Annotated in this window: 18 protein-coding genes; 8 read left to right on the top strand and 10 right to left on the bottom strand. The window is 63.6% G+C overall.

What is annotated here, in order from left to right:
- The first annotated feature begins 34 nt into the window (after positions 1-34).
- Entirely contained in the window at positions 35-1,003 is a 969-nt protein-coding gene (locus Cth01_RS06765) for a siderophore ABC transporter substrate-binding protein (RefSeq protein ID WP_034377317.1), read from the top strand.
- A 112-nt stretch (positions 1,004-1,115) separates the two neighbouring features.
- On the opposite strand, the gene Cth01_RS06760 is transcribed toward Cth01_RS06765, so the two are convergent.
- The 3 genes from Cth01_RS06760 to Cth01_RS06750 form a co-directional block, all read right to left on the bottom strand.
- The gene (locus tag Cth01_RS06760) at positions 1,116-1,547 is read right to left on the bottom strand and encodes a hypothetical protein (protein WP_045838806.1); all 432 of its coding nucleotides are present in this window, start codon (positions 1,545-1,547) and stop codon (positions 1,116-1,118) included.
- Between the two features lie 100 nt (positions 1,548-1,647).
- Positions 1,648-2,052: a hypothetical protein gene (locus tag Cth01_RS06755; RefSeq protein ID WP_045838863.1), complete on the bottom strand. Its 405-nt coding sequence runs from the start codon at positions 2,050-2,052 to the stop codon at positions 1,648-1,650.
- 99 nt (positions 2,053-2,151) lie between these two features.
- Positions 2,152-3,573: a heavy metal sensor histidine kinase gene (locus Cth01_RS06750; protein WP_045838805.1), complete on the bottom strand. Its 1,422-nt coding sequence runs from the start codon at positions 3,571-3,573 to the stop codon at positions 2,152-2,154.
- A 59-nt stretch (positions 3,574-3,632) separates the two neighbouring features.
- Between Cth01_RS06750 and Cth01_RS06745 the strand changes: the two genes are divergently transcribed.
- Positions 3,633-3,974, top strand: a complete 342-nt coding sequence (locus Cth01_RS06745; RefSeq protein ID WP_034354934.1) for a DUF5713 family protein — start codon at positions 3,633-3,635, stop codon at positions 3,972-3,974.
- A gap of 10 nt (positions 3,975-3,984) precedes the next feature.
- Here Cth01_RS06745 and Cth01_RS06740 read toward each other — a convergent pair whose 3' ends face one another.
- Complete coding sequence (locus Cth01_RS06740; protein ID WP_003068520.1) at positions 3,985-4,674, bottom strand: heavy metal response regulator transcription factor; 690 nt, start codon at positions 4,672-4,674, stop codon at positions 3,985-3,987.
- 147 nt (positions 4,675-4,821) lie between these two features.
- Here Cth01_RS06740 and Cth01_RS06735 point away from each other — a divergent pair, with 147 nt between their 5' ends.
- The 6 genes from Cth01_RS06735 to dsdA all read left to right on the top strand — a co-directional run bounded on the left by Cth01_RS06735 (position 4,822) and on the right by dsdA (position 14,782).
- Entirely contained in the window at positions 4,822-6,084 is a 1,263-nt protein-coding gene (locus Cth01_RS06735) for a TolC family protein (RefSeq protein WP_045838862.1), read from the top strand.
- A 15-nt stretch (positions 6,085-6,099) separates the two neighbouring features.
- Entirely contained in the window at positions 6,100-7,428 is a 1,329-nt protein-coding gene (locus Cth01_RS06730) for an efflux RND transporter periplasmic adaptor subunit (protein ID WP_045838804.1), read from the top strand.
- 162 nt (positions 7,429-7,590) lie between these two features.
- Positions 7,591-10,713 (top strand): efflux RND transporter permease subunit, encoded by a 3,123-nt coding sequence (locus Cth01_RS06725; RefSeq protein WP_045838803.1) that lies wholly within the window; start codon positions 7,591-7,593, stop codon positions 10,711-10,713.
- Positions 10,714-10,941: 228 nt separating this feature from the next.
- The gene (locus tag Cth01_RS23950) at positions 10,942-11,115 is read left to right on the top strand and encodes a hypothetical protein (RefSeq protein WP_012840047.1); all 174 of its coding nucleotides are present in this window, start codon (positions 10,942-10,944) and stop codon (positions 11,113-11,115) included.
- Between the two features lie 25 nt (positions 11,116-11,140).
- Positions 11,141-13,375 (top strand): phosphocholine-specific phospholipase C, encoded by a 2,235-nt coding sequence (locus Cth01_RS06720; protein ID WP_174447030.1) that lies wholly within the window; start codon positions 11,141-11,143, stop codon positions 13,373-13,375.
- 75 nt (positions 13,376-13,450) lie between these two features.
- Positions 13,451-14,782 carry a D-serine ammonia-lyase gene (gene dsdA, locus Cth01_RS06715; RefSeq protein ID WP_082085642.1) on the top strand — a complete coding sequence of 444 codons (1,332 nt, stop codon included), beginning with the start codon at positions 13,451-13,453 and terminating at the stop codon, positions 14,780-14,782.
- 13 nt (positions 14,783-14,795) lie between these two features.
- On the opposite strand, the gene Cth01_RS06710 is transcribed toward dsdA, so the two are convergent.
- The 6 genes from Cth01_RS06710 to purU form a co-directional block, all read right to left on the bottom strand.
- Positions 14,796-16,058: a PQQ-dependent sugar dehydrogenase gene (locus tag Cth01_RS06710; protein ID WP_045838801.1), complete on the bottom strand. Its 1,263-nt coding sequence runs from the start codon at positions 16,056-16,058 to the stop codon at positions 14,796-14,798.
- Positions 16,059-16,072: 14 nt separating this feature from the next.
- A complete protein-coding gene (locus tag Cth01_RS06705; RefSeq protein WP_045838800.1) occupies positions 16,073-17,620 on the bottom strand; it encodes an FAD-linked oxidase C-terminal domain-containing protein in 1,548 nt (515 codons plus the stop codon).
- A gap of 138 nt (positions 17,621-17,758) precedes the next feature.
- Positions 17,759-18,880 (bottom strand): ABC transporter substrate-binding protein, encoded by a 1,122-nt coding sequence (locus Cth01_RS06700; RefSeq protein WP_045838799.1) that lies wholly within the window; start codon positions 18,878-18,880, stop codon positions 17,759-17,761.
- Positions 18,881-19,036: 156 nt separating this feature from the next.
- Positions 19,037-20,956: a UvrD-helicase domain-containing protein gene (locus tag Cth01_RS06695; RefSeq protein WP_045838798.1), complete on the bottom strand. Its 1,920-nt coding sequence runs from the start codon at positions 20,954-20,956 to the stop codon at positions 19,037-19,039.
- Between the two features lie 111 nt (positions 20,957-21,067).
- The gene (locus Cth01_RS06690) at positions 21,068-21,970 is read right to left on the bottom strand and encodes a LysR substrate-binding domain-containing protein (protein WP_012840040.1); all 903 of its coding nucleotides are present in this window, start codon (positions 21,968-21,970) and stop codon (positions 21,068-21,070) included.
- A 24-nt stretch (positions 21,971-21,994) separates the two neighbouring features.
- Positions 21,995-22,843 (bottom strand): formyltetrahydrofolate deformylase, encoded by an 849-nt coding sequence (purU, locus tag Cth01_RS06685; RefSeq protein WP_003068559.1) that lies wholly within the window; start codon positions 22,841-22,843, stop codon positions 21,995-21,997.
- Between the last annotated feature and the right edge of the window lie 44 nt (positions 22,844-22,887).

Raw genomic sequence — 22,887 nt, 5'->3', positions numbered from 1 at the left:
GACTTTTCTTCTGTTTTGCTTTTCAAGGTTCTTCATGCAACAACTGATCAGTCGTCGCGCCGCTAGCCTGGCACTGCTGGCGATGGCCGGCTCCGCCTGGGCGCAAACGCCGCAGTCCCTGTCATCTGCGGCCCAACCCGCCCGCATCCAGGTCCAGCATGCCAGGGGCGTGATCGAGCTGCCTTTGGCGCCGCAGCGCGTGGTGATCTACGACCTGGCTTCGCTGGACACCATGCAGGCGCTCAAGCTGCCGGTGACGGGAGTGCCCAAGGTTCATTTCCCCGCCTATCTGACGGGCTACGCCGATGCCCGCTACCAGGTGGCGGGCTCGCTGTTCGAGCCCGACTACGAGGCGCTGAGCCGCATCCGCCCTGATCTGATTGTGGTGGCCGGCCGCTCGGCCAGCAAGTACGAAGCGCTGAGCCGTATCGCACCGACATTGGACCTGAGCACTTCGGGCAAGGACTTGCTCGGCAATATGCAGCGCAATGTGACCGCACTGGCCAGCCTGTGGGACAAGCAGGCGCAGGGCGCGCAGCTCATGCAGCAGGTGCGCAGCGACGTGGAAGCCACCCGCGCTGCCGCGGCCAAGGCCGCGCCAGGCCTGCTGGTGCTGGCCGTCAACCGGAATATGAGCGGACAGACGCCGGGTTCGCGCTTCGGTCTGCTGCATGACGTGCTGGGCATCAGGCCTGCCTTGCCCGCAGATCCGGCGCAGGCGCGCGGCATTGCGTTGAAGATGGAAGATATCGCCAGGATTGACCCCGAATGGCTGTTCGTGATCGACCGCAATGCGGGCACGGGCAGCACCAGGGACAAGGATGGCAAGCCGGTCGTTCCTTCTCAGGTGCTGTTCGACAACGACACCATCAAGAACACGCGTGCAGGCCGCAAGCAGCAACTGGTGTTCGTTGATCCGCAGCTCTGGTATTTGTTGGGTAGCAGCGGCCCCCAGGCCATGCGGGCCAATGCGCAGCAGATTCGCGCCGCGCTCGAGCGCTAGGCTTCGCGGGAGGTGGCAAATTTAATAGCTGCTCTCGCCAATGAATAAAGGGTTTCAATGCATAAAATCATTGAAGCCCTTTATTTTCATACGTAGCAAGCTATCAAAAGTATCAGGCAGCGGGCTCCGAAGGCTCGGGCGGCAGCAACTGCTTGCCAATCAGCTGCCAGGCCTTGGCGGCATCGGTCTGGCCGGCGAACAGATGGCAGCTGGCGGCAGTCATGGCGATGCGGCCGTTCTCGGGTTCCAGGTCGAAGGCCAGCTCGCATTGCGCAGCGGCGTTGGCCCACATGACCAGCGCGTTCCGGTTCTCCTCCTTCTGCAAGGCGTGGGCCTCGGCCATCCAGGCCTGTGCCAAACGAAAGGCGGCTTCCGGTTCGCTCATATCGGCCTTGTGCGCCAGATAGAACTCCTTGCCGGCTGCCTGCCAGAAGGCGCGGGCCTGCTCGAAGTCCTGCGTGGCAATCTTCTGGGCCTGCTGCACCAGCGCGTTGCCGGCCTGCAGATGGGCCTGATAGGTGGATGCGTCTTGATCTTGGGACATGGCGCTTATTGTCCTCATTGCCTGGCCTCGCGGAGCGCAACCGTGTGCATCTCCCCTGGACGGCCCCGGGGCATTGCCGGTGCCTGCCGGCGGCTTGCCGCTAGTAGCGGAAGTCCAGCTGATGCGGGCCCTTGCCGATCTCTGCCGTTTGGGTCTTGCTTACGCCCTCCCTGGTGGTGGCGGTGATCTTGTAGCTGCCGGTAGGCAGCTGGATCAGGCAGACCGGGCCGTTGGCCGTGAAGCGGCTGCTGTCCTTGCCGGAGCTGACCTCGACCGCCACATTGGCCAGATAGGCGCCGTCCTTTTGCGCAAACAGCAGCGACAGCGGGTAGTCCTTCATCGCGGCGCGCATGAGCGTGGACTCGTCCTCGCCTATGCCGCCGCAGCTGTAGCGCAGCGCGCCGGCCTGCTGCATATCGGGAATCCGGCCTTGAGCCAGAGCGGGCAGGCCGAGACCGGCACTGGCGGCCAGAACCAGGCAGGCAGCGTTTCTCAAGCAATGCATGGTGTTTCCTTTCAGCGATGCACGGCCGGCCATCTTGCGGCCTGACCGCGCAGCTCCATGTCATCCCTGCTCGGTGCTGCGTGTGGGCCTCATCGGCTTTTACGCCCGGTTGCCGGATGAAACAGGCGCCCGTGCTTGTGCATCCTGGCCCGCAGGCAGACTCAGCCCGATGCTGGTGACAGACAGGCCGGAGCGTGCAAACGCCTGTCCGCCATGCATGCGTGCAATGGCGGCCACGATGGACAGGCCCAGGCCGTGGTTGCGATCGGCCTGGCTGCGGGCTGCGTCCGCGCGGTAAAAGCGGTCAAACAGCCTGGACAGATGTTCGGCTGAAATGGCCTGCCCCCGGTTCTGCACCGCCAGCGTGACCTGGTCGGCCTGCGGCGAGCTGATCTGTATTTCTATGCAGCTTCCCGGCGTGGCATAGCGCGTGGCATTGCCCAGCAGATTGGACAGCGCCCGGCGCAGCAAACGCGCATCGACCTGGGCCTGTGCATCGCCCTGCACCCGCACCTGCAGATCAGCCTCCTGCAGCGCGGCCTCGTGATACTCCACCACTTCGTGCGCTAGGCTGGCCAGGCTGGCCACCTGAATGCGGTGCGCGCTTTCGCCGCGATCGGCGTGAGAGAGAAAAAGCATGTCCGCCACGATGCCGGCCATGCGCTGCAGATCCTCCAGATTGGAAGCCAGGATGTCGCGCAGCTCGCCCGCATCGCGGGGCTTGCGCAGAGCCAGCTCGCAGCTGCTGATGAGTGTGGTCAGCGGGGTGTTGAGCTCATGGGCCACATCGGCGTTGAAGGCCTCCATCTGGCGGTAGGCCACGGCCAGCCGCTCCAGCAGCGCGTTGAACTGTGCAATCAGCGGACGCAGCTCCTGAGGCTGGTTGCTGTCGTCAAGCCTGGTCTGCCAGTCGTGCGTGAGATCCTTGGCGCCCAGTTGCCGGGTCTGCTCCACCAGCGAATGCAGAGGTGCCAGCCCGCGGCGCACCAGCCAGGCGCTGAACAGCGACACCAGCAGCGCACCGCTGACGGCAGCAAGGCCCAGAATCCAGGCCAGCTGGCGCAGCAGGGCATCGTCGGGGCGGCGGTCCAGCATCAGCAGCACCTGTACGAGCTGCTGCTCCTGCGGATCCACATGGGCTGGCAGCACGACGCTGAAGCTGCGCCGTGCACTGTGAACATCGTCGAGGGGCTGGTGCAGTTTCTCGAACAGCAGCGCGCCGCTGGCATAGCTGACGCGGATCGACATATCCTCGTGGCCCGTGAGAAAGTCGGACAGCATGTGTTGCATGCTGGACGCGGAGCGGTTGGCACGCGCCTGTTGCAGCAGATGCGTCACCGTGACCTGCTTTTGCTCCAGGCTTTCCTGCTGGCGCTGGGCCAGTGCCAGCCAACTGCCCCAGTACACGGCCACGCAGACCAGGCCCAGGCCCAGCATGGTCTGCAGGGCCAGCGAGCGCGACAGCCGGCGGCTCAGGTTCGGGATCTGAGGAGTGCTTGGAGAGACGTGATCAGCGGTCATGAGTGGCTGCTATGCTGGAAGATTCATTGTTTGCGGTTTGCTGGAAAAAGGAACGGACCATGAGTCTTGGTAACGCCATCATGAACAACTACGCCTTCTTGCTGGAGATGTACGAGGACAGCTATTTCCCTGAAGAACTGGTTCGCAAGGGCGAGGATATTCTGAGAGAACTCTGCCTGCAGATAGAGCAGCAAAAGCCGCAGAATCTGGAGCAGCTGTATCGATTGACCCACGCTGCGACCGAGCGTTTCAACGATCTTCAGCAGGAGTTCGAAGAGCAGGGCAGCGAGCTAGAAACGGCGGCACGTGAATGCATTGCGGCTGACTTCGAGGCCATTGCCAAGGCTTATGGTTTTGAAGAGGCGGATGTGGAGGAACTGATCGCTCTACGCGAATGGTAAGCACCGGCTATCAGGCATCAAGGCGAAGCTCCAGCACATAGCCCATGCCGCGCACCGTGTGCAGCAGGGGCAACTCGAACGGCGCGTCGAGCTTGAGGCGCAGGCGGCGCACGGCGACCTCGACGACATTGGTTTCGCTGTCGAAGTTCATGTCCCAGACCTGGGAGGCCAGCTCGGTGCGCGACAGCACTTCGCCCTGGCGCCGCAGCAGCAGACTCAGCAGATTGAACTCCTTGGCCGTCAGGTCCAGTCGCTGGCCGGCACGCGTGGCGCGGTGACGCAGCAGATCCAGCTCCAGATCGGCCATGCGCAGCACAGTGGCTTCGGGCGTGGCCTGGGCCTGCAGGCCGCGGCGCAGCAGTGCATGAATGCGGGCCACCAGTTCTGAAAATGCAAAAGGCTTGACCAGATAGTCATCGGCGCCGGCCTGCAGTCCTTTGACGCGGTCCTCCACCTGGGCGCGGGCCGTGAGCATGAGCACTGGCGTCTGGCGGGACTGGCGCAGAGCCGCCAGCACGGCCAGGCCGTCTATGCCGGGCAGCATGCCGTCCAGAATGATGAGGTCGTAGGGCTGCTCGGTGGCCAGATGCAGGCCGTCAATGCCGTTGTGCGCGGCATCGACCACAAAGCCTTCCTCGCCCAGGCCTTTTTGCAGGTATTCGGCGAGTTTGGTTTCGTCCTCGATGACTAGAAGCTTCATGCGCAGATTGTCTAGCAAGTCGGTCGTTTGCGAAGATGACAAATTTGTCATCTTGAGGTCAGAACCCTGTGGGGGCCGCGAGGCTAGATTTGCTCCGCTTGCACAAGACTGCCAATGGAAGGGCAGGCATGCCGGCGGAGCATCACCATGACATTCATCACCAAGGCGGCCGCTGTGTTGCTGGGCAGCGGTTTGGGCCTTTTCGTGCCTTGTGCCTGGGCGCAGCAAACTGCGCCCGCAACAGCAGCGGCAGCCGCCCCCATCAGCCTGCAGGCCGCACTGGCGCTGGCCATGGAGCACAACCCCGGTCTGCGAGCGGCGGCGCAGGCCCTGGCGGCCAGCGAGGGGGCGCTGATCCAGAGTCGCGCCAGACCCAACCCCGAGCTGGCCTATTCGCAGGAAGACACGCGCCGCGAAACCAGGTCCATGACTCTGCAATGGAACCAGTCCATAGAGATCGGCGGCAAGCGCGAGGCTCGCATGAAGGCGGCCGGGCATGGTCGCGAACTGGCCAGGGCCGAGCTGGAGGCCGCGCAGGCTAGTCTGCGTGCCGATGTGCGCACGGCATTTGCCAATGTGCTGGCCGGCCAGCAACGCGTGCAACTTCACCAGAGGACGCTGGAGATTGCCAGCAGTGCCCGCGATGCCGCGGCCAAGCGCGTGCTGGCCGGCAAGGTGGCTCCGCTGGAGGAAACCAAGGCCCGCGTGGCCGAGAGCAGTGCCGAGCTGGCGCTGGCGCAAGCGCGCTCCGGTCTGCGTGTGGCACGTCAGCAGCTGGCGGCGCTGTGGGGAGCGCAGCCAGCGGCATTTGGCAGCGCGGTGGGGGAGCTGGCGCAACTGCCTGTGCTGCCCGATGAGGGCCTGGTGCTGGAAAAGCTAGAGCATTCACCGCAGATGCTGCGCGCGCAGCAGGCCGTTTTTCAAGCCAGGTCCGTCGCCGAGCTCGAGCGTGCCAAGCGCCTGCCTGACCCCAGCGTGAGTCTGGGCATGAAGCGTGCGCAGGAAGTGGGACGCAATCAGCTGGTGGTGGGTGTCTCGGTGCCGCTGCCGATCCTGGACAGCAACCGCGGCAATCAGCTGCAGGCGCTGCGTCTGGCCGACAAGGCCGAGGATGAGCTGCTGGCCACGCGCCAGCAAATGTACGCACAGCTGCAGCAGCAACGTGAACAACTGCAGACCAGCCGGGCCCAGGCCGAGCAACTGGCGCAGCAGGTCCTGCCGGCGGCCGAGTCCGCTTACGAAGTCGCAGCCAAGGGCTTTGCCCTGGGCAAGTTCAGCTATCTGGAAGTGCTGGATGCCCAGCGCACGCTGGCCGAGGCACGCAGCCTCTATCTGGAGCAACTGGTGGCAACCCATCAGGCGGCTGCGGACATCACCCGCCAACTGGGCGATGTGCCCGGTCTTGAGTAAGAACAAGCACGTATCATGAATTCCACATCCTCTAAGCCCCGCCGCACGGCGATTGCCATCGCCATCATTCTGGCGCTCGGTGCGGCCGCTGCTGCAGCCATTGTCTACGGTACGCAGCCGGCGGCTATAAGCGCCGAAGGCCACGGTCACGGTGCTGCAGAGAAGAGTCATGCCCATGAAGAAAAGAACGGGCATGAGCATGACGAAAAAGAGGGGCATGACCATGGCAGCGAGCCTGGGCATGAACAGGCAGCAAGCACCGGAAAACCCGCAGCCAAGCCTGAATCCGCTCATGCCGATGATGAGGATGAAGGTCTGCTCAAACTCGATGCCGAGCGTGCCAGGGCTGCGGGCGTGGCGCTGGCCGAGGCCGGCCCTGCGTTGATCGCCAGCATGCTGCAGTTGCCGGGCGAGATTCGCTTCAACGAGGACAGGACGGCTCATGTGGTGCCGCGGGTGGCGGGCGTGGCGGAGAGCGTAGCGGCCAATCTGGGGCAGGTGGTAAAGAAGGGCCAGTTGCTGGCCACCCTGACCAGCCCTGCGGTATCCGAGCAGCGCAGCGAGCTGATGGCCGCGCAAAAGCGTCTCGCACTGGCGCGCACCACCTATCAGCGCGAAAAGCAGCTGTGGCAGGAAAAGATCTCTGCCGAGCAGGACTATCTGCAGGCCCAGCAGGCACTGCGCGAGGCCGAGATCGCGTCCGCCAATGCGCAGCAGAAGCTGGCTGCGATCGGTGCCGGCTCAGGTTCTGCCGGGGCGCTGAACCGATTCGAGCTGCGCGCGCCCTTCGATGGGGTGGTGGTGGAAAAGCATCTTTCCGTGGGCGAGGCCGTGCAGGACAGCACGGCCGTGTTCACCATCTCCGATCTGCGTTCGGTCTGGGCCGAAATGAAGGTGGCCGCCAGCGACCTGCCCTTTGTGCGCGTGGGCGAAAAGGCCACTGTGCATGCGACGGCCTTTGAATCGAAAGCCACGGGGACGGTGGCCTATGTGGGCGCCTTGATAGGGCAGGAAACCCGCACGGCACCGGCACGCATCACCTTGGACAACCCGGATGGCATCTGGCGTCCGGGCCTCTTCGTGAATGTGGATCTGACGGCATCCAGCCAGAAGGCGGCGGTGACGGTAGCCAGTGCGGCCATCCAGAAGATCGACGGCGACAAGCCCGTGGTGTTTGTGCCGGTGGACGGCGGCTTCAGGGCGCAGGTCCTGAAGCTGGGCAAGACCGATGGCCAGAACACCGAAGTGCTGCAGGGCCTGAGTACAGGCCAGCGCTATGTGAAGGACGGCAGCTTCGTCCTGAAGTCCGAGCTTGGCAAGGCAACGGCCGAGCATGTGCACTGATTAGCCACCCCCTGAGGCGCGGCGCGCCTTCCCGTTGCACGGCGCCCCCAAGGGGGACGACACCCTCGCCTGGGCGGCCCCGCCGCGAGGCGGCTCTTGCTCGGTGTCTCTGGTTTGGATTGCGCCAGTGTGACAGGGCAGATGAAGATATTTGGAGTTTGAATGTTTGAGCGCATCATCCGCTTTGCGATTGCCCAGCGCTGGCTGGTCATGCTGGCCACGCTTGCCCTGGTGGGCCTGGGTATCTACAACTACCAGCGTCTGCCCATCGATGCCGTGCCCGACATCACCAATGTGCAGGTGCAGATCAATACCTCCGCTCCCGGCTATTCGCCGCTGGAGACCGAGCAGCGCGTCACCTTCCCCATAGAGACCGTGATGGCCGGCCTGCCGGGGCTGGAGCAGACCCGCTCGCTGTCGCGCTACGGCCTGTCCCAGGTGACGGTGGTATTCAAGGACGGCACGGACATCTACTTTGCACGCCAGTTGGTTAACGAGCGCATGCAACAGGCGCGCGATGCCCTGCCGGCGGGCGTCGCGCCTGCGCTGGGGCCTATCTCCACGGGGCTGGGCGAGATCTATCTGTGGACCGTGGAGGCCGATGAGGGCGCCACCAGACCCGACGGCTCACCCTATACACCCATGGATCTGCGCGAGATCCAGGACTGGGTCATCAAGCCCCAGCTGCGCAATGTGGCGGGAGTGACTGAGATCAATTCCATTGGCGGCTTCGCCAAGGAATATCTGGTGGCGCCCCAGCCGCAAAAGCTGGCGGCCTATGGCTTCACGCTGGCCGATATCGTCGCAGCGCTGGAGCGCAACAACGCCAATGTGGGTGCCGGCTATATCGAACGCCAGGGCGAGCAGTATCTGATCCGCGCACCGGGACAGGTGGGGGGTATTGCCGATATTCGCGAAGTCATCGTGGGGTCGGCACAAGGCCAGCCGATTCGCGTGCGCGATCTGGCCGATGTGGGCCTGGGTCGCGAGCTGCGTACGGGGGCTGCCACGGACAACGGTCGCGAAGTGGTGCTGGGTACGGTGTTCATGCTGATTGGCGAGAACAGCCGTGCCGTGGCGCAGGCGGTGCATGAGCGCATGCAGGTGATCAACAAAAGCCTGCCGCCCGGCGTGAAGGCCGTGACGGTGTACGATCGCACCAATCTGGTGGACAAGGCCATTGCCACGGTCAAGAAGAACCTGATCGAAGGGGCGGCGCTGGTCGTGGCGATCCTGTTCCTGTTTCTGGGCAATCTGCGGGCAGCGCTGATCACGGCGCTCATCATTCCGCTGTCCATGCTGTTCACCTTCACGGGCATGGTGCAGATGCGCGTCAGCGCCAATCTGATGAGCCTTGGGGCGCTGGACTTCGGCATCATCATTGACGGCGCGGTGGTGATCGTGGAGAACTGCGTGCGCCGTCTGGCCCATGCCCAGGCAGCAGCAGGCCGATCGTTGACCCGCAGCGAACGTTTCGAGGAAGTGTTTGCGGCAGCCAGGGAGGCAAGGCGTCCGTTGTTGTTCGGTCAGCTCATCATCATGGTGGTCTATCTGCCCATTTTTGCGCTCACCGGTGTGGAAGGAAAGATGTTCCACCCCATGGCGCTGACGGTGGTGATCGCGCTGCTGGGTGCCATGCTGCTGTCTATCACCTTCATCCCTGCCGCGATTGCGCTGTTCATGGGCGACAAGGTGGCAGAGAAGGAAAACCGTTTGATGGAGTGGGCGCGCCGTGCCTATGCGCCGGTGCTGGACAAGGTCATGCATGCACCAGCAGTGGTGTTGACGGCGGCCAGCGTCATCGTTGCCCTGAGCCTGCTGCTGGCCACGCGCATGGGCAGCGAGTTTGCACCCAATCTCAATGAGGGCGACTTTGCGATTCAGGCCTTGCGCATACCGGGCACCAGCCTTACGCAGTCGGTGCAGATGCAGATGCAGATCGAGAGCGAGCTCAAAAAGCAGTTCCCTGAAATCGAGCGTGTGTTTGCGCGCACCGGAACGGCCGAGATCGCGTCGGACCCGATGCCGCCCAATATCTCGGACGGCTACATCATGCTCAAGCCGCGTGAGCAATGGCCCGATCCGGCGCGCTCGCGTGACGATCTGCTGGCTGCCGTACAAGAGGCTGTGGAAAGGATTCCGGGCAGCAACTACGAGTTCTCGCAGCCGATTCAGCTGCGCTTCAATGAGCTGATCTCGGGCGTGCGCAGCGATGTGGCCGTCAAGATCTTCGGCGACGACATGGCTCAGCTGGAAAAGTCCGCGCAGGCCGTGGCCGCCATGCTGCAGAAGATTCCTGGCGCCTCCGAGGTCAAGGTCGAGCAGACCACTGGCCTGCCCATGCTCACGGTGCAGATCGACCGCGAAAAAGCCTCGCGCTACGGTTTGAACATGGGCGATGTGCAAGATGCCATCAGCACGGCATTCGGCGGGCGTGAAGCCGGCACGGTGTTCGAGGGAGATCGACGTTTTGCCATCCAGGTTCGCCTGCCCGAGGCCATGCGCAGCGATGTGGACAGCATAGGCCGTCTGCCGATTGCGCTGCCGCGCGGCGGCGACGGGCGTCTGGGCTTTGTGCCGTTGTCATCGGTGGCGACGGTGGAGCTGGCACCGGGGCCCAATCAGGTCAGCCGCGAGGACGGCAAGCGCCGCATCGTGGTCAGCGCCAATGTGCGCGGGCGAGACATCGGCTCCTTTGTGGCCCAGGCTCAGCAGGAACTCGAAGGCGTTGCGTTGCCTGTAGGGTACTGGACACGCTGGGGCGGAACCTTCGAGAACCTGGAGTCGGCCCGCAAGCGCCTGATGATCGTGGTGCCCGTGGCGCTGGCGCTGGTGTTCACGCTGCTGTTTGCCATGTTCGGCAACGTGCGCGACGGTCTCATCGTCTTCACGGGTATTCCGTTTGCGTTGACGGGCGGGATTGCGGCGCTGTGGCTGCGCGGAATTCCGCTGTCCATTTCGGCGGCCATCGGCTTTATCGCACTCTGCGGCGTGGCCGTGCTCAACGGCCTGGTGATGATTGCCTATATCCGTTCGCTGCGCGAGCAGGGCATGGGCGTTGAACAGGCCGTCACCGAAGGGGCGCTCACGCGTCTGCGTCCCGTGTTGATGACGGCCCTGGTGGCATCGCTGGGCTTTGTGCCCATGGCGATTGCCACGGGAACGGGGGCCGAGGTGCAAAGGCCGCTGGCCACGGTGGTGATTGGAGGCATTCTTTCGTCCACGGTGCTGACGCTGTTGGTGCTGCCGCTGCTGTACAGACTTGGTTATCAGAAGCGCCAGTAGCCGTGCAAGCGCCAGCGTTCTGACTGGCGTTTCGATGTTCTCTGCACAGGGCCGATGCGAATGCATCGGCCCTTTTTGCATGGCGCTTCGTGCCGGGCAAGGCTTGCGAATCTTGAGCGCTGGCCCGATGCGAAGAAACGTACTGAAACACGGACGTCATCGGGATGACACGAGCTTTTCCTAGATTCTTGCCGGTCGAAACTTGTCGACATCAAAGCGAAAGACTCCATGCAAAACAAGCGTTTGATCAAGGCGCTGGCGCTCGCCTGTCTGACGGCTGCCACGCTGGCCGCCTGTGGTGGCAGCGATGACAGCCCGCCTGCTCCCACAAACCCGACCAATCCCACGACCCCCACGACCCCCACCGAGCCGGCCAAGCCGGAGATGCGCTGTGCTCCCTGAGCGCGGTGACAGACAAGGCTTCACCATGATTTCGCGACGCAACCTTCTGCAGGCCGGCAAGAACGCCGCCTTTTCCGCTGCCGCACTGGCGGCCTTTCCGCCCAGCATCCGCCGTGCGCTGGCCATTCCGGCCAACAATGTCACGGGCACGCTCATGGACGTACAGCATGTGGTGATCCTGATGCAGGAAAACCGCTCCTTCGATCAGTACTTCGGCACACTCAAGGGGGTGCGCGGCTTTGGCGACCGGATGACGATTCCCGTGCCCAACGGCCGCAAGGTCTGGCAGCAGGAGCGTGCCAACGGTACGGTCATCACGCCCTACCATCTGGACGGAACGGCCAACAACGCGCAGCGCGTTTCCGGCACCCCTCATTCCTGGCTGGACAGTCAGCAGGCCTGGGACAACGGCCGCATGTCGCGCTGGCCCGTGGCCAAGACGGACACCGCCATGGGCTATTTCAAGGAGCAGGAGCTGCCCTACCAGTTCGCGCTGGCCAATGCCTTCACGATCTGCGATGCCTACCACTGCGCCATGCACACTGGCACCGACGCCAACCGGTCATTCCACATGACAGGCACCAACGGTGCCATACCGCAGAACGTGGCCTTCGTGAATAACGAGTGGGATGCCATCAACGGCGTGCCCAGCGACGCCAACACCGGCTACACATGGAAGACTTATGCCGAGCGGCTGCAGGAAGCCGGGGTGAGCTGGATCAGCTACCAGAACATGCCCGACGAGTGGGGCGACAACATGCTGGGGGCGTTCCAGAACTTCCGCAGAGCGAATCTGGCCTCCGGCTTTCCGGTCTCCAGCGGCGGTGCGCCCAATGCGCCGTATACCAACACCGGCCAGGCCTTGCCCTACCACGCCTATGATGCTGCCGGCGACAACGCTGCCAACCCGCTGTACAAAGGCGTGGCCAACACCTTGCCTGGCAACAAGCCCGAGGAATACCTGGACGCCTTCAAGCGCGATATTCGCGAAGGCAAGCTGCCCCAGGTGTCCTGGGTCAATGCACCGTCCATCTATTGCGAACACCCCGGCCCATCCAGCCCGGTGCAGGGCGCCTGGTTTCTGCAGGAGGTGCTGGACGCGCTGACGGCCAATCCCGAGGTCTGGAGCAAGACCGTGCTGCTGGTCAACTTCGACGAGAACGACGGCTACTTCGACCATATGCCTTCGCCCTCGGCGCCATCGCAGAACGCCGACAAGACCTATGCAGGCAAGACCACGCTGCCGGAGGCTGATCTGCAGGCCGAGTACTTCACGCATGGCGCGCCGGTCGGCAGCCGCAGCCAGCCCGCCCCCGATGGCCGTGTCTACGGTCCCGGGCCGCGCGTTCCGCTGTATGTGATCTCGCCCTGGAGTCGTGGCGGCTGGGTCAACTCGCAGGTATTCGACCATACGTCGGTGCTGCGTTTTCTGGAGGCACGCTTTGGCGTGAAGGAACCCAATATCAGCCCGTTCCGTCGTGCGGTATGTGGAGATCTTCTGAGCACCTTCAACTTCAAGACGCCGAACAACGAGACCCTGCCCGTGCTGGCTGGACGATCCACACGCGATGTCGCCGACCAGCTGCGTGCCGATCAGCAAAAGCTGCCCGCCGTGCCGGTGCCGCGCGATATGCAACTGCCTTTGCAGGCGGTCGGTACGCGTCCCTCGCGGGCCTTGCCCTACGAGCTGCACACCAGTGCGCGCTGTCAGGCTAACAGCCAGGTGGAGCTGGTGTTTGCCAACACCGGTACACAGGCGGCCGTCTTCCATGTCTATGACCGCTACAAGCTGGATCGCACGCCGCGCCGCTATATGGTGGAAGCGGGCAAGACGCTGGCCGATACCTGGGATGCCGTGCGCGACAATTTCGGCAAGTACGACCTCTGGGTGCTGGGCCCCAACGGTTTTCACCGCCACTTCAAGGGCGACCTGAATCGCCTGGGTCGTACACAGGCTGCCCCCGAGGTGCGTGTCTGCTACGACATCGCCAATGGCAATGTCTACGTGGATCTGATGAACAAGGGCGCTCAGGCTGCGGTGTTCACCATCACATCCATGGCCTACCTGAGCGACGGTCCATGGACGGTTAGCGTTGCCGCTGCCGCCAGCGCCGAGAGGCATTGGGAGCTGAAGGCCAGCGGCCAGTGGTATGACTTTGCCGTAACCTGCAACAGCGATCCGGCGTACTACCGGCGCTTTGCCGGCCGCGTGGAAACCGGTCAGCACACGATCAGCGACCCGGCCATGGGCGAGGTATAGCGACCATGCTGCGCCTTTGCTGACCTGTCTGGCATGCACCATTGGCCCTAATATGGCGGTCTTGTATGACGATGGATGCCTGCCATGACTTTCCCCGCACTGCGCGACCTTGTTGAAGACCTGCGTCATGCCCGGCCCGCGCTATGGGCCGGGCGCAGCGAAGGGGCTCGGTCCACGCACTCTATAGACGCAGCTCAGGTTCAGCAGGCTGTACAGCGTTTTGAACGTTTTGCACCCTTGCTGGCGCAGCTGTTTCCAGAGTTGCAGGTGTCTGGCGGACGTATTGAGTCGGCGCTGCTGCACGTGCCGCAGATGCAGCAGGCTTTGCAGCTGCCCGAGCAACTGGGTCGGCTCTGGCTCAAGGCCGATCACAGCCTGCCAGTAGCGGGCTCCATTAAGGCACGCGGTGGCGTGCATGAGGTGCTGGAGTATGCGGAGCAGATCGCTTTGCAGCATGGCCTGCTGGCCGATGGCGACTATCTGCAACTGGCCTCCGATGCTGCGCGTGCGGTGTTCGCCAGCTACCAGGTGGCGGTAGGCTCCACGGGCAATCTGGGCCTGTCGATTGGCGTCATGGCTTCGGGCCTTGGCTTCAAGGCAACGGTCCATATGTCTGCCGATGCCAAGGAGTGGAAAAAGCAGCGCCTGCGAGCCCGTGGTGTGCAGGTGGTGGAGCATGCCGGCGACTATGCCCAGGCCGTGGCCGCAGGCCGCGCGCTGGCCGACCAGGATACGCACTGTCACTTTGTGGATGACGAGCATTCGCTTTCGCTGCTGCTTGGCTATGCGGCGGCGGCTCCGTACCTGGTCGCGCAACTTGCAGAGAACGGGATTGCCGTGGATGAGACGCATCCTTTGTTTGTCTATATTCCCTGCGGCGTTGGGGGTGCGCCCGGCGGCGTGGCGCTGGGTCTGCAGCAGGCATTCGGGCCGCATGTGCATTGTTTTTTTGCCGAGCCCGTGCAGTCGCCCTGCTTCATGGTGGAGATGCTCGCTGGTGCTGCAGCGCTGCCTGGTCTGGAAGCCCATCCTTCGGTCTATGAGCTGGGCTTGAACAACCAGACCGAGGCCGATGGCCTGGCAGTGCCGCGTGCATCGGAGCTGGCTGCCGACGTGGTGCGTGGTTTTCTCGGCGGAGTTTTCACGGTGGAGGACGAAACCCTGTTTCGCCATCTGTGCCTGTTGAAGGATAGAGAGGGGCTGCAGATCGAGCCATCGGCCGCAGCGGGCTTTAGCGGTCCGCGCGCCCTTTTGGAGAGTGTTGCGGGTCAGGATTATCTGCAGCGCCAGAAGCTGTTGCCGCACATGGCAAACGCCACACATATTGTCTGGACCACGGGCGGCCTGTTTGTCCCCGACGAGGAGTACGCGAGGTTTCTGGCACGTGGACGCGATCTGCTGAACTGAGCACCTTACCTGGTTACCTGGGTCTTGGCGCCGTGCCCGCTTCACTCATCAGCATCAGCAGGCTGCGGTTGAAGTCCTCCACCACCAGCAGGCGGCCCGCATGATCGAGGCCGATGCCCGTGGGGCGCCCGCCGGGGCGCAGACCGGGCCTGGCGTCCCAGTTGCTCAGCCATTGAATGGGTTTGCCAGAGGGCCGGCCCTTGTCGTCGCGCGCAAAGCCCACGAGGCGTTGACCGTCTGCGCGCTGGCCGTGCCAGGCCACCAGCAATTGCCCGCCAAATGCGCTGCCCACAGGCGTGGCCAGCATTTGCAGCGGAGCCACGTGGGCGGGCCAAAGCATATGCGGTGCCTCGGTCTTGCTGCAGTCAAAGCGCTTTTCATAACCCTGTGCGTTCTGGCGTGCGCCTATGCAGTAAGGCCAACCGTAGTCGGCACCCGCGCGCAGCAGGTTGAGCTCCTCCGGCGGTTGCCTGGGGTCGCGGTAGTCGATATTGTTTTCGCCTTGCCAGACGGTACCTGCCGCAGGGCCGTCGGGCATCACGGCCAGCGCCATGGAGTTGCGCAGGCCGCTGGCAAAGGGGTTGAATTCCTTGACGGGCTGCTTGCCGGCCTGCAGCACCATGCGCCAGACGGCAGCGCGCGGCATGGCCGCGCTGCGCTCGGGGCAGGGCACGGCTTGCTTCTGGTCTTCACCCCGGCAGGCATCGGTGGCCGATCCCATATTGACGTAGAGGCTGCCGTCCGGCGCAAACGCCAGCTCCTTGAGCAGGTGCGCACCGTCGGCCGGCAGGCCGCTGGCCAGCAACTCGGGCTGAGGTGTCTGTCCGAGTGAAGGCACTGCAGCGCGCCATATCTTGTCGGCCTCGCCGATATAGATTTTTCCGTCCGGACCGCGCGCCATACCCGAAGGGTAGTTGAGCTTGCTCAGCAACACTCTTGCTTCGACGGCCCTGGCCGTGGTGTTGGCATTGGCGGGAGTCGCCGCGTCTGGCGGCAGGCGCAGTTCGATCAGCTGGCCCACCTGGGGCATCCAGTTGCCCATGTCCAGCACCCAGATACGGCCCGGCTCAATCTCCAATACGCGGCGCGGAAAGCGCAGCCCATGGGCATCGTCGGCTATCAACCCTACGCAGGTGCCCGAGGGACTGGTGATGGCCAGGCGTGGATAGATACCACATTTGCCGGTGGAGGCATAGCCGCGTGCATGCGCACCTGGGCTGGCAGCCATGAGCAGCAGCGCAGACAGTCTCAGAATCAACCTGTATTTGCGCTGCAGGGCTCTCCTGGCGGTTAAAAGCGCGGCAGATCGGGGTGGGCAATCTGTCCGCCGCGCACCAGCATCTTGCCGTACTCGGCGCAGCGGTTGAGCGTGGGAATCACCTTGCCGGGGTTGAGCAGCGATTGCGGATCAAACGCCGCTTTGAGCGCGAACATCTGGGCGTTCTCGGCCGTTGTGAACTGGGTGCACATGCTGTTGAGCTTTTCCACGCCCACACCATGCTCACCCGTCACCGTGCCGCCCATGGCGACGCTGGTTTCCAGAATGTCGGCGCCGAACAGCTCGCAGCGGTGCAATTCGTCGGGGTTGTTGGCATCGAACAGGATCAAGGGGTGCAGATTGCCGTCTCCTGCATGGAACACGTTGGCGCAGCGCAGCTGGTATTTCTTCTCCATCTCCTGAATCGCCAGCAGGATGTCGGCCAGACGCTTGCGCGGAATGGTGGAGTCCATGCACATGTAATCGGGGCTGATGCGGCCGCTGGCGGGGAAGGCGTTCTTGCGCCCGCTCCAGAAGCGCAGACGTTCTTCCTCGCTTTCGCTGACGGTGATGGCCGTGGCACCAGCGTGGCGCAGAACTTCGCTCATGCGGGCGATCTCTTCCTCGACCTCCTCGGGCGTGCCGTCGCTCTCGCAAAGCAAAATGGCTTCTGCAGTGAGATCGTAGCCGGCGCGCACAAAGTCCTCCACGGCGGCCGTCATGGGCTTGTCCATCATTTCCAGTCCGGCGGGAATGATGCCGGCCGCGATCACCGCAGCCACTGCGTCGCCCGCTTTGCGCACATCGTCGAAGCTGGCCATGATGCAGCGCGCCAGCTGGGGCTTGGGCACGAGTTTGACCGTGACCTCGGTCACCACGGCCAGCATGCCTTCGCTGCCTATCATGACGGCCAGCAGGTCCAGACCGGGGGTGTCGAGTGCATCCGAGCCGAACTCGACGGGCTCACCTTCGATGCTGAAGCCTTTGACCTTGAGCACGTTGTGCACCGTGAGCCCATACTTGAGGCAGTGCACGCCGCCCGAGTTCTCGGCCACATTGCCGCCGATGGTGCAGGCGATCTGGCTGCTGGGGTCGGGCGCATAGTACAGGCCGTAGGGGGCAGCGGCTTCGCTGATGGCGAGGTTGCGCACGCCGCACTGCACCAGGGCTGTACGGCTGTAGGCATCGACCTTGAGGATTTTGTTGAATTTGGCCAGCGACAGCGTCACGCCCATGGGGTGAGGCATGGCGCCGCCCGAAAGCCCCGTCCCCGCGCCACGTGCAATGACGGGTGCTCCTATGGCGTAGCAGGCCTTGAGCACGGCCTGCACCTGAACATAAGTCTCGGGCAGGCAGACCAGCAGAGGGCGCTGGCGGTAGGCCGTCAGTCCGTCGCACTCATAGGGCGTGGTGTCTTCGCTCTGATAGAGCAGGGCATGCGCCGGCACATGGGGGCGCAGTGCCTCCACCACCTCGGCCTGGCGCCGGGCACGCTCGGACTGCTCGGGCGGGTGGTGCGCGGCGTTGGCCGCTGCGCTGGAGGTGGCGACGAGATCGGTAAAAGTGCTGGCGAACGTCATGCCTGCAAATGTAGGGGATGCGCCCGCGCATTGGTGTGAGCTTTATTGCAAAGCTGCTTGAAATGCTTTGCGACGATGATGATATTTGCTCTTTAAATAATAGCTATTGACGATTGATGAATAAGACTTGGAATTGATTTATTCCCTGAAATGGCCGCTCGCATCAATCATGGTCAACCCCACATAGCTGGAGCCGGTGCGCGGCGGTGTGAAGCGCAGATGCATGGCGCCGTAGCGAATCTCGCCCATGGCGTCGAGGGCGGCCAGCAAGCCCGCTCGATTGCTTGTGGGTGCAGCTTTACGCAGCGCGTCCAGCAGGGTTCGGGTGTTGAGAAAGACTTCCAGGCCCAGATAGGAGGCAGGCGGCATGCCGCCGTGGTCGAGGAGCTGCTGGTAGTCCTTGATGGCCGGAACCGCGCCCTTCCAGGGGCTGGGTACCAGGGTGGTGAAGGCAATGCCGCGTGTATAAGGGCCCAGCCCTTGCACCACCGCACGGTTGGCCTGGGCGGCCAGGTTGTAGAAAGGCGCCGTGACATGAGCCTGTCTGGCCATGGTGATCAGACCTATAGTGGCAGGGGTGCCCGCCAGCACGATGACGCCTTGGAGATCGGGCAGGGCGGCTAGCTGTCTGGCCAGGTCCGGGGTGTTGCTGCCCGATGCCTCCACGGCCAGAGTTGCCGCGGCCTTGAGATCATTGGCTGCAAAGGCGTTCAGGGCGATCTGCAGGCTGTTTTTGCCGAAGCCGTCGTTCTGGTGAACGATGGCGATCCGCCGCAGACCTATGGTCTGCATCTGCTGCAGCATGGCCGCGACTTCTGCCTGGGTGCTGGCGCGCAGCGGATAGATGAAACGGCTCGGCTGCTGGCGCATGCTGCCGGCTCCGGCAATCACGCCCACCAGGGCCGTCTGGCCTTGCTGTACCTCGGGTTGCATGGCTGTGCAACTGGCCGTTCCCCAGCAGTTGAGCAGGGCCAGGGCTCCTTCCTGGATCAGTTGGCGTGCATTGCTGGCGGCGCGCTGTGGCTCGTAGCCATCGTCCAGCACCTTGAGTGTCAAAGCTTTGCCGCCCAGGCCTCCCTGCTTGTTGAATGCCTCCACCTGCGCCTGCATGATGCTCATCCCTTCCTTGCCGGCCTCGGCCTGCGAGCCTGACAGTGGCAAGCTGGCGCCTATGGTGAGCTTGTTCTCCTGCGCATGCAGGGTCAGGCTGGTTGTGATGCTGGCGGCCAGTAGCCAGGCGCAGCGCGATGGGGTTTGCATGGGTCTCCTCCTCGTTGTTGTGAGCCCATGGTGGGAGGATTGCAACAAGGGGGGGAGAGGGCAACTGTGGCCATGTCGGCAGGGGGCGACGTTATGGTGTTTTGACCCGCTTGTGAGATACGGGCTTGATCTGCATCGCCCCATGGCCTTGCGTCGTCATCTGCTCTCCAGTATCCACAGGCGCTTGCTGGCGCGGGTCATGGCGACGTAGAGCATGTTGCGCTGTGGGTCGCTCGCATTGGGCGAGAAGTGTCTGGAATTGACAAAGGGCACGGCCACATACTCGTATTCATGGCCTTTGCTGCGTTCTACCGTGAGCAGTTGCAAGCTGGGTTTTTCATGGCGCTGATGCTGCGCGATGCTCGACTGGACCATGAGGCTGAGGCGGCCCAGGAATTCATCGACGGAAAGCCCGGCGCAGATGCGCGACAGCGCTTGCAGGCTGGCCAGGCACTGGCGCAGTTCGTCCTGGCTGATGGGGGCTTGGGCGAAGAACTGTCGCAACAGAGGGTGCAGAAGCAGCTGCCCCGCATCGGCGCACTGGTCTGCGGGCAAGGCCAGCAACCGGGCACAGGGGGAGTCTGGTGCGATGTAGGCGGCGAGGAAGCGGCGCATGGCGGCTTGCTGTCCCATGAGTTCGGCGGCAATGCGCAGCGTGTCGGACTCCGGCGGGGCGTCGCCCATTGCAGTCATGTCGAACAGGCCGTTGGCCAGCAGATCCCGGTCGGGTGGGCTGGCATGGCGCACATAGCGCATCAGACCTTCGGCAGCGCTGCTCAGAATGCCTTGCGAGAGCAGCGCACCGCCGCTGCAGCCCTGCATGGCCCACAGCATGGCCAGCACCAGGGCGATTTCGCGGCGCTGGTAGAAGCGCTGCATGCCTTTGCAGGCATAGTGCACGCCCTCGTGGGCGAACAGCCATTCGAGCAGTACCGAATCTTCGGGCGAATGCAGGATGACACGCAGCACGGCCGGCGGGTCCTGCGGTTTGCGGGGCTGGCGGGCCACTGCGGCATGAATATCCAGCAATTGCCGGGCGCAGTCCTCGTCATCGCCATGGCGATGTTCGAACCAGGCCGAGGCGTTGCGGTAATGGGCGTCGAACTCCACGCCGAAGAGCTGGTTCAGTTCCTGGCAGATGACGGGGCCGAAGCGATAGGTCGTGTTGAGCGTGGCCTGGCCGGTGCCCGCAGGCAGCTCCTGCAGGATGCGCTGGGCGCTGTCGCCAAAGATGGAGGAGGCGCCCGGCAGTATGTGCTGGTTGAAGTCGCCGACACCGATGAAACGCCCGTTGCCGCGCGCCAGGTGGCGCAGCACCAGCAGCGCGGCTTCGTCAAGGTCCTGCAGCTCGTCGAACAGCACGGCTTCGAAGCGACCCTGCAGCAGCGGGAAGCCGGCATCGAAGTCCAGTGCTGCCAGCTGGCAGGCCAGCGCGTAGGTGCAGTCGCCGGGCGCATAGAACAGCGGCTCCTGGGTGGGGCCTGCGCGTAGCCGCTCATAGCTGCGCAGCAGCCGGTACAGGCCGTAGTCCAGAGCGTTGTCGCGGCAATATGCCAGCGCGCTGAGGCCGCTGTCGTCGATGTCGAGTTCCAGCATGCACTGCTTGGCCTGGGCCTCGAAAGCGAGGAAGGCGCTGATGTCCAGAGGCCGTGCGAAGTAGTCCGCCAGCTCGGGTATGTCGAGCTCGGCATGCCGTTCGGCCTCTTGCGACAGCGCTTCATGCGCCTGCTGGATGAGCAGGTTCTTTTCCAGGCTGGAGGAGAGCATGGGGACAGGGTCTCCCTGCTCTTCGAGTAGGCGGGCGCAAAAATGCTCCAGAGTGAGCAGATGCAGGCCTTCGAGGCGCACGGCGGAGATCCGGTCCAGGCGCGCCTGAATGGCCTTGATGCCGGCCTCCGAGTAGGCCAGCATCAGCACGTTGCGCGCGCCCTGGGTGCGGATCAGGTCGGTGGCCTTGATGGCCAGCGTAGTCGTCTTGCCCGTGCCGGCCAGGGCGCGGATGAGCAGCGAGGACGCTTCGCTGTTGAGGGCCTGGTTCTGGTCAAGGCCGGGGTACAGCCTGGGCTGCAGGTTCATGCAGTGGGTGCTCCATCTTCGTTATCCATCGAGCTATCCGTGCAACGGCTGCTCGCCGGTCCAGGGATGGCGAGCAAGAACTGCGCCGCCGCGAAGCCGCCGGGTTGCCGCTCAGCCCATGGCCTTGCGCAGCCACTCTGCGAAGGCCGCACATTCCCAGCGGTCCATGATGCCGGTCTTCCAGCATAGATAGTGTGCGTGGGGGCTGGGAGCATCGACATCGAACAGGCGCACCAGCGTACCGTTTTCCAGCCAGGGCGCACCGAGCTTGTGGCGCACCAGGGCAATCCCCATGCTGGCCGATGCGGCGTCGCACATCAGACCGATGTCGTTGAACTGCGAGCCTTCGTTGGGCTCGGCCATGTCGAGGCCGGTCGCGGCAAACCATGTGCGCCAGGGCTCCAGCGGGCTGCGCAGCAGCGGCATGCCTTCCAGGTCGTCCGGGCGCTCGAACGGGCCATGTTCGCGGATGAAGCTGGGCGAGGCCAGCGGCGTGACCGTGTCGCGGGCCAGCTCGATATGCTCCACATCGGCATAGTGGCCGGCGCCGAAGCGCACCATCAGGTCGGCATCCTCGCCGATCACATCCAGCAGCGGAATCGACACCTGCAGCGCAATGTCTATCTCGGGATAGGCTTCGGTGAACTGGCGCAGGCGCGGGATCAGGATCACGCGCGCAAAGGTGGGGGTGACGGCCAGCTTCAGGCGTCTGCGCCCAGGCGAGGCTGACGCTCCTGGAAAGCGTTGCAAGGCGCCCAGGCCTTCACGCACATGGGCCAGATAGGAGCTGCCGTCCGTGGTCAGCGAGAAATCCGTTCGGCCGAACAGGCGAGCTCCCAGAATCTGCTCCAGCTGCTTGACTCTGTGGCTGACGGCACTGGGCGTTACGCACAGCTCCTCCGCCGTCAAGGTGACCGAGCGCAGCCGCGCCAGAGCCTCGAAGGTGAGCAGGCACTGTATCGGCGGAATCCGCCTGGCCGTAATGCTGTTCAAGGCGCCGGGGCTGCGGGTCATACAATCAATCCCAAGCCCAGGGATTTAGCGGAACACAACGGTCTTGTGACCGTTGAGAATGACGCGGCGCTCGCTATGCCACTTCACGGCACGGGCCAGAACCTGGCTCTCGGTGTCGCGGCCGCGGGCCGTCAGGTCCTCCACGGTGTCGGTATGGTCGGCGCGTGCCACGTCCTGCTCGATGATCGGGCCTTCGTCGAGGTCGGCCGTCACATAGTGGGCGGTGGCGCCGATCAGCTTCACGCCGCGGTCATGCGCCTGGTAGTAGGGCTTGGCGCCCTTGAAGCTGGGCAGGAAGCTGTGGTGGATATTGATGGCGCGGCCGGACAGCTTTTTGCACAGGTCGTTGGACAGCACCTGCATGTAGCGCGCCAGCACCACCAGCTCGGCGCCTTCTTCCTCGATGATCTCGTACTGGCGCTCTTCGGCCTGGGCCTTGGTCGCGGCAGTCACGGGAATGTGATGGAAGGGGATGTTGTAGCTGGCCGCCAGCTGATAGAACTCGCGGTGGTTGCTGATGATGGCCTTGATCTCGATGGGCAGCAGGCCCGACTTCCAGCGGAACAGCAGGTCGTTGAGGCAGTGGCCTTCCTTGCTGACCATGATGACGGTCTTGATGCGCTCGGCCTTGGAGTGCAAACTCCACTGCATTTGATATTGATCAGCTAATTCGGCAACGGATGCCTTTAAAGAGGCGGCGTCTTTGCCATCGCAGGCAAACTGCACGCGCATGAAGAACAGACCGGTTACCGGGTCGTTGTACTGCGCTGCTTCTTCAATATTGCCGCCTTGCTCAAGCAAGAATCCGGAAACGGCATGCACCAGGCCCAGTCGGTCTGGGCAGGATAAAGTCAAAATATAGGCTTGGGTCATAGCTCGGCAATTGTCGCAGCAAGGCGAGGACCCTGCGGACAAAG

This window comes from Comamonas thiooxydans (assembly GCF_000964545.1).
Classification (GTDB): Bacteria; Pseudomonadota; Gammaproteobacteria; order Burkholderiales; family Burkholderiaceae_C; genus Comamonas; species Comamonas thiooxydans.
The sequence above is the reverse complement of the archived record's forward strand: the minus strand, read 5'-3'. Positions and strand labels throughout refer to the sequence as shown.

What these genes read in the sequence shown, in the direction of transcription:
- Cth01_RS23950 (WP_012840047.1), top strand. Translation starts at nt 10,942, where the DNA reads ATGCAAAACAAGCGTTTGATCAAGGCGCTGGCGCTCGCCTGTCTGACG.
- Cth01_RS06695 (WP_045838798.1), bottom strand. Translation starts at nt 20,956, where the DNA reads ATGAACCTGCAGCCCAGGCTGTACCCCGGCCTTGACCAGAACCAGGCC.
- Cth01_RS06735 (WP_045838862.1), top strand. Translation starts at nt 4,822, where the DNA reads ATGACATTCATCACCAAGGCGGCCGCTGTGTTGCTGGGCAGCGGTTTG.
- dsdA (WP_082085642.1), top strand. Translation starts at nt 13,451, where the DNA reads ATGCCTGCCATGACTTTCCCCGCACTGCGCGACCTTGTTGAAGACCTG.
- Cth01_RS06700 (WP_045838799.1), bottom strand. Translation starts at nt 18,880, where the DNA reads ATGCAAACCCCATCGCGCTGCGCCTGGCTACTGGCCGCCAGCATCACA.
- Cth01_RS06740 (WP_003068520.1), bottom strand. Translation starts at nt 4,674, where the DNA reads ATGAAGCTTCTAGTCATCGAGGACGAAACCAAACTCGCCGAATACCTG.
- purU (WP_003068559.1), bottom strand. Translation starts at nt 22,843, where the DNA reads ATGACCCAAGCCTATATTTTGACTTTATCCTGCCCAGACCGACTGGGC.
- Cth01_RS06690 (WP_012840040.1), bottom strand. Translation starts at nt 21,970, where the DNA reads ATGACCCGCAGCCCCGGCGCCTTGAACAGCATTACGGCCAGGCGGATT.
- Cth01_RS06730 (WP_045838804.1), top strand. Translation starts at nt 6,100, where the DNA reads ATGAATTCCACATCCTCTAAGCCCCGCCGCACGGCGATTGCCATCGCC.
- Cth01_RS06705 (WP_045838800.1), bottom strand. Translation starts at nt 17,620, where the DNA reads ATGACGTTCGCCAGCACTTTTACCGATCTCGTCGCCACCTCCAGCGCA.
- Cth01_RS06725 (WP_045838803.1), top strand. Translation starts at nt 7,591, where the DNA reads ATGTTTGAGCGCATCATCCGCTTTGCGATTGCCCAGCGCTGGCTGGTC.
- Cth01_RS06750 (WP_045838805.1), bottom strand. Translation starts at nt 3,573, where the DNA reads ATGACCGCTGATCACGTCTCTCCAAGCACTCCTCAGATCCCGAACCTG.
- Cth01_RS06760 (WP_045838806.1), bottom strand. Translation starts at nt 1,547, where the DNA reads ATGTCCCAAGATCAAGACGCATCCACCTATCAGGCCCATCTGCAGGCC.
- Cth01_RS06720 (WP_174447030.1), top strand. Translation starts at nt 11,141, where the DNA reads ATGATTTCGCGACGCAACCTTCTGCAGGCCGGCAAGAACGCCGCCTTT.
- Cth01_RS06755 (WP_045838863.1), bottom strand. Translation starts at nt 2,052, where the DNA reads ATGCATTGCTTGAGAAACGCTGCCTGCCTGGTTCTGGCCGCCAGTGCC.
- Cth01_RS06745 (WP_034354934.1), top strand. Translation starts at nt 3,633, where the DNA reads ATGAGTCTTGGTAACGCCATCATGAACAACTACGCCTTCTTGCTGGAG.
- Cth01_RS06765 (WP_034377317.1), top strand. Translation starts at nt 35, where the DNA reads ATGCAACAACTGATCAGTCGTCGCGCCGCTAGCCTGGCACTGCTGGCG.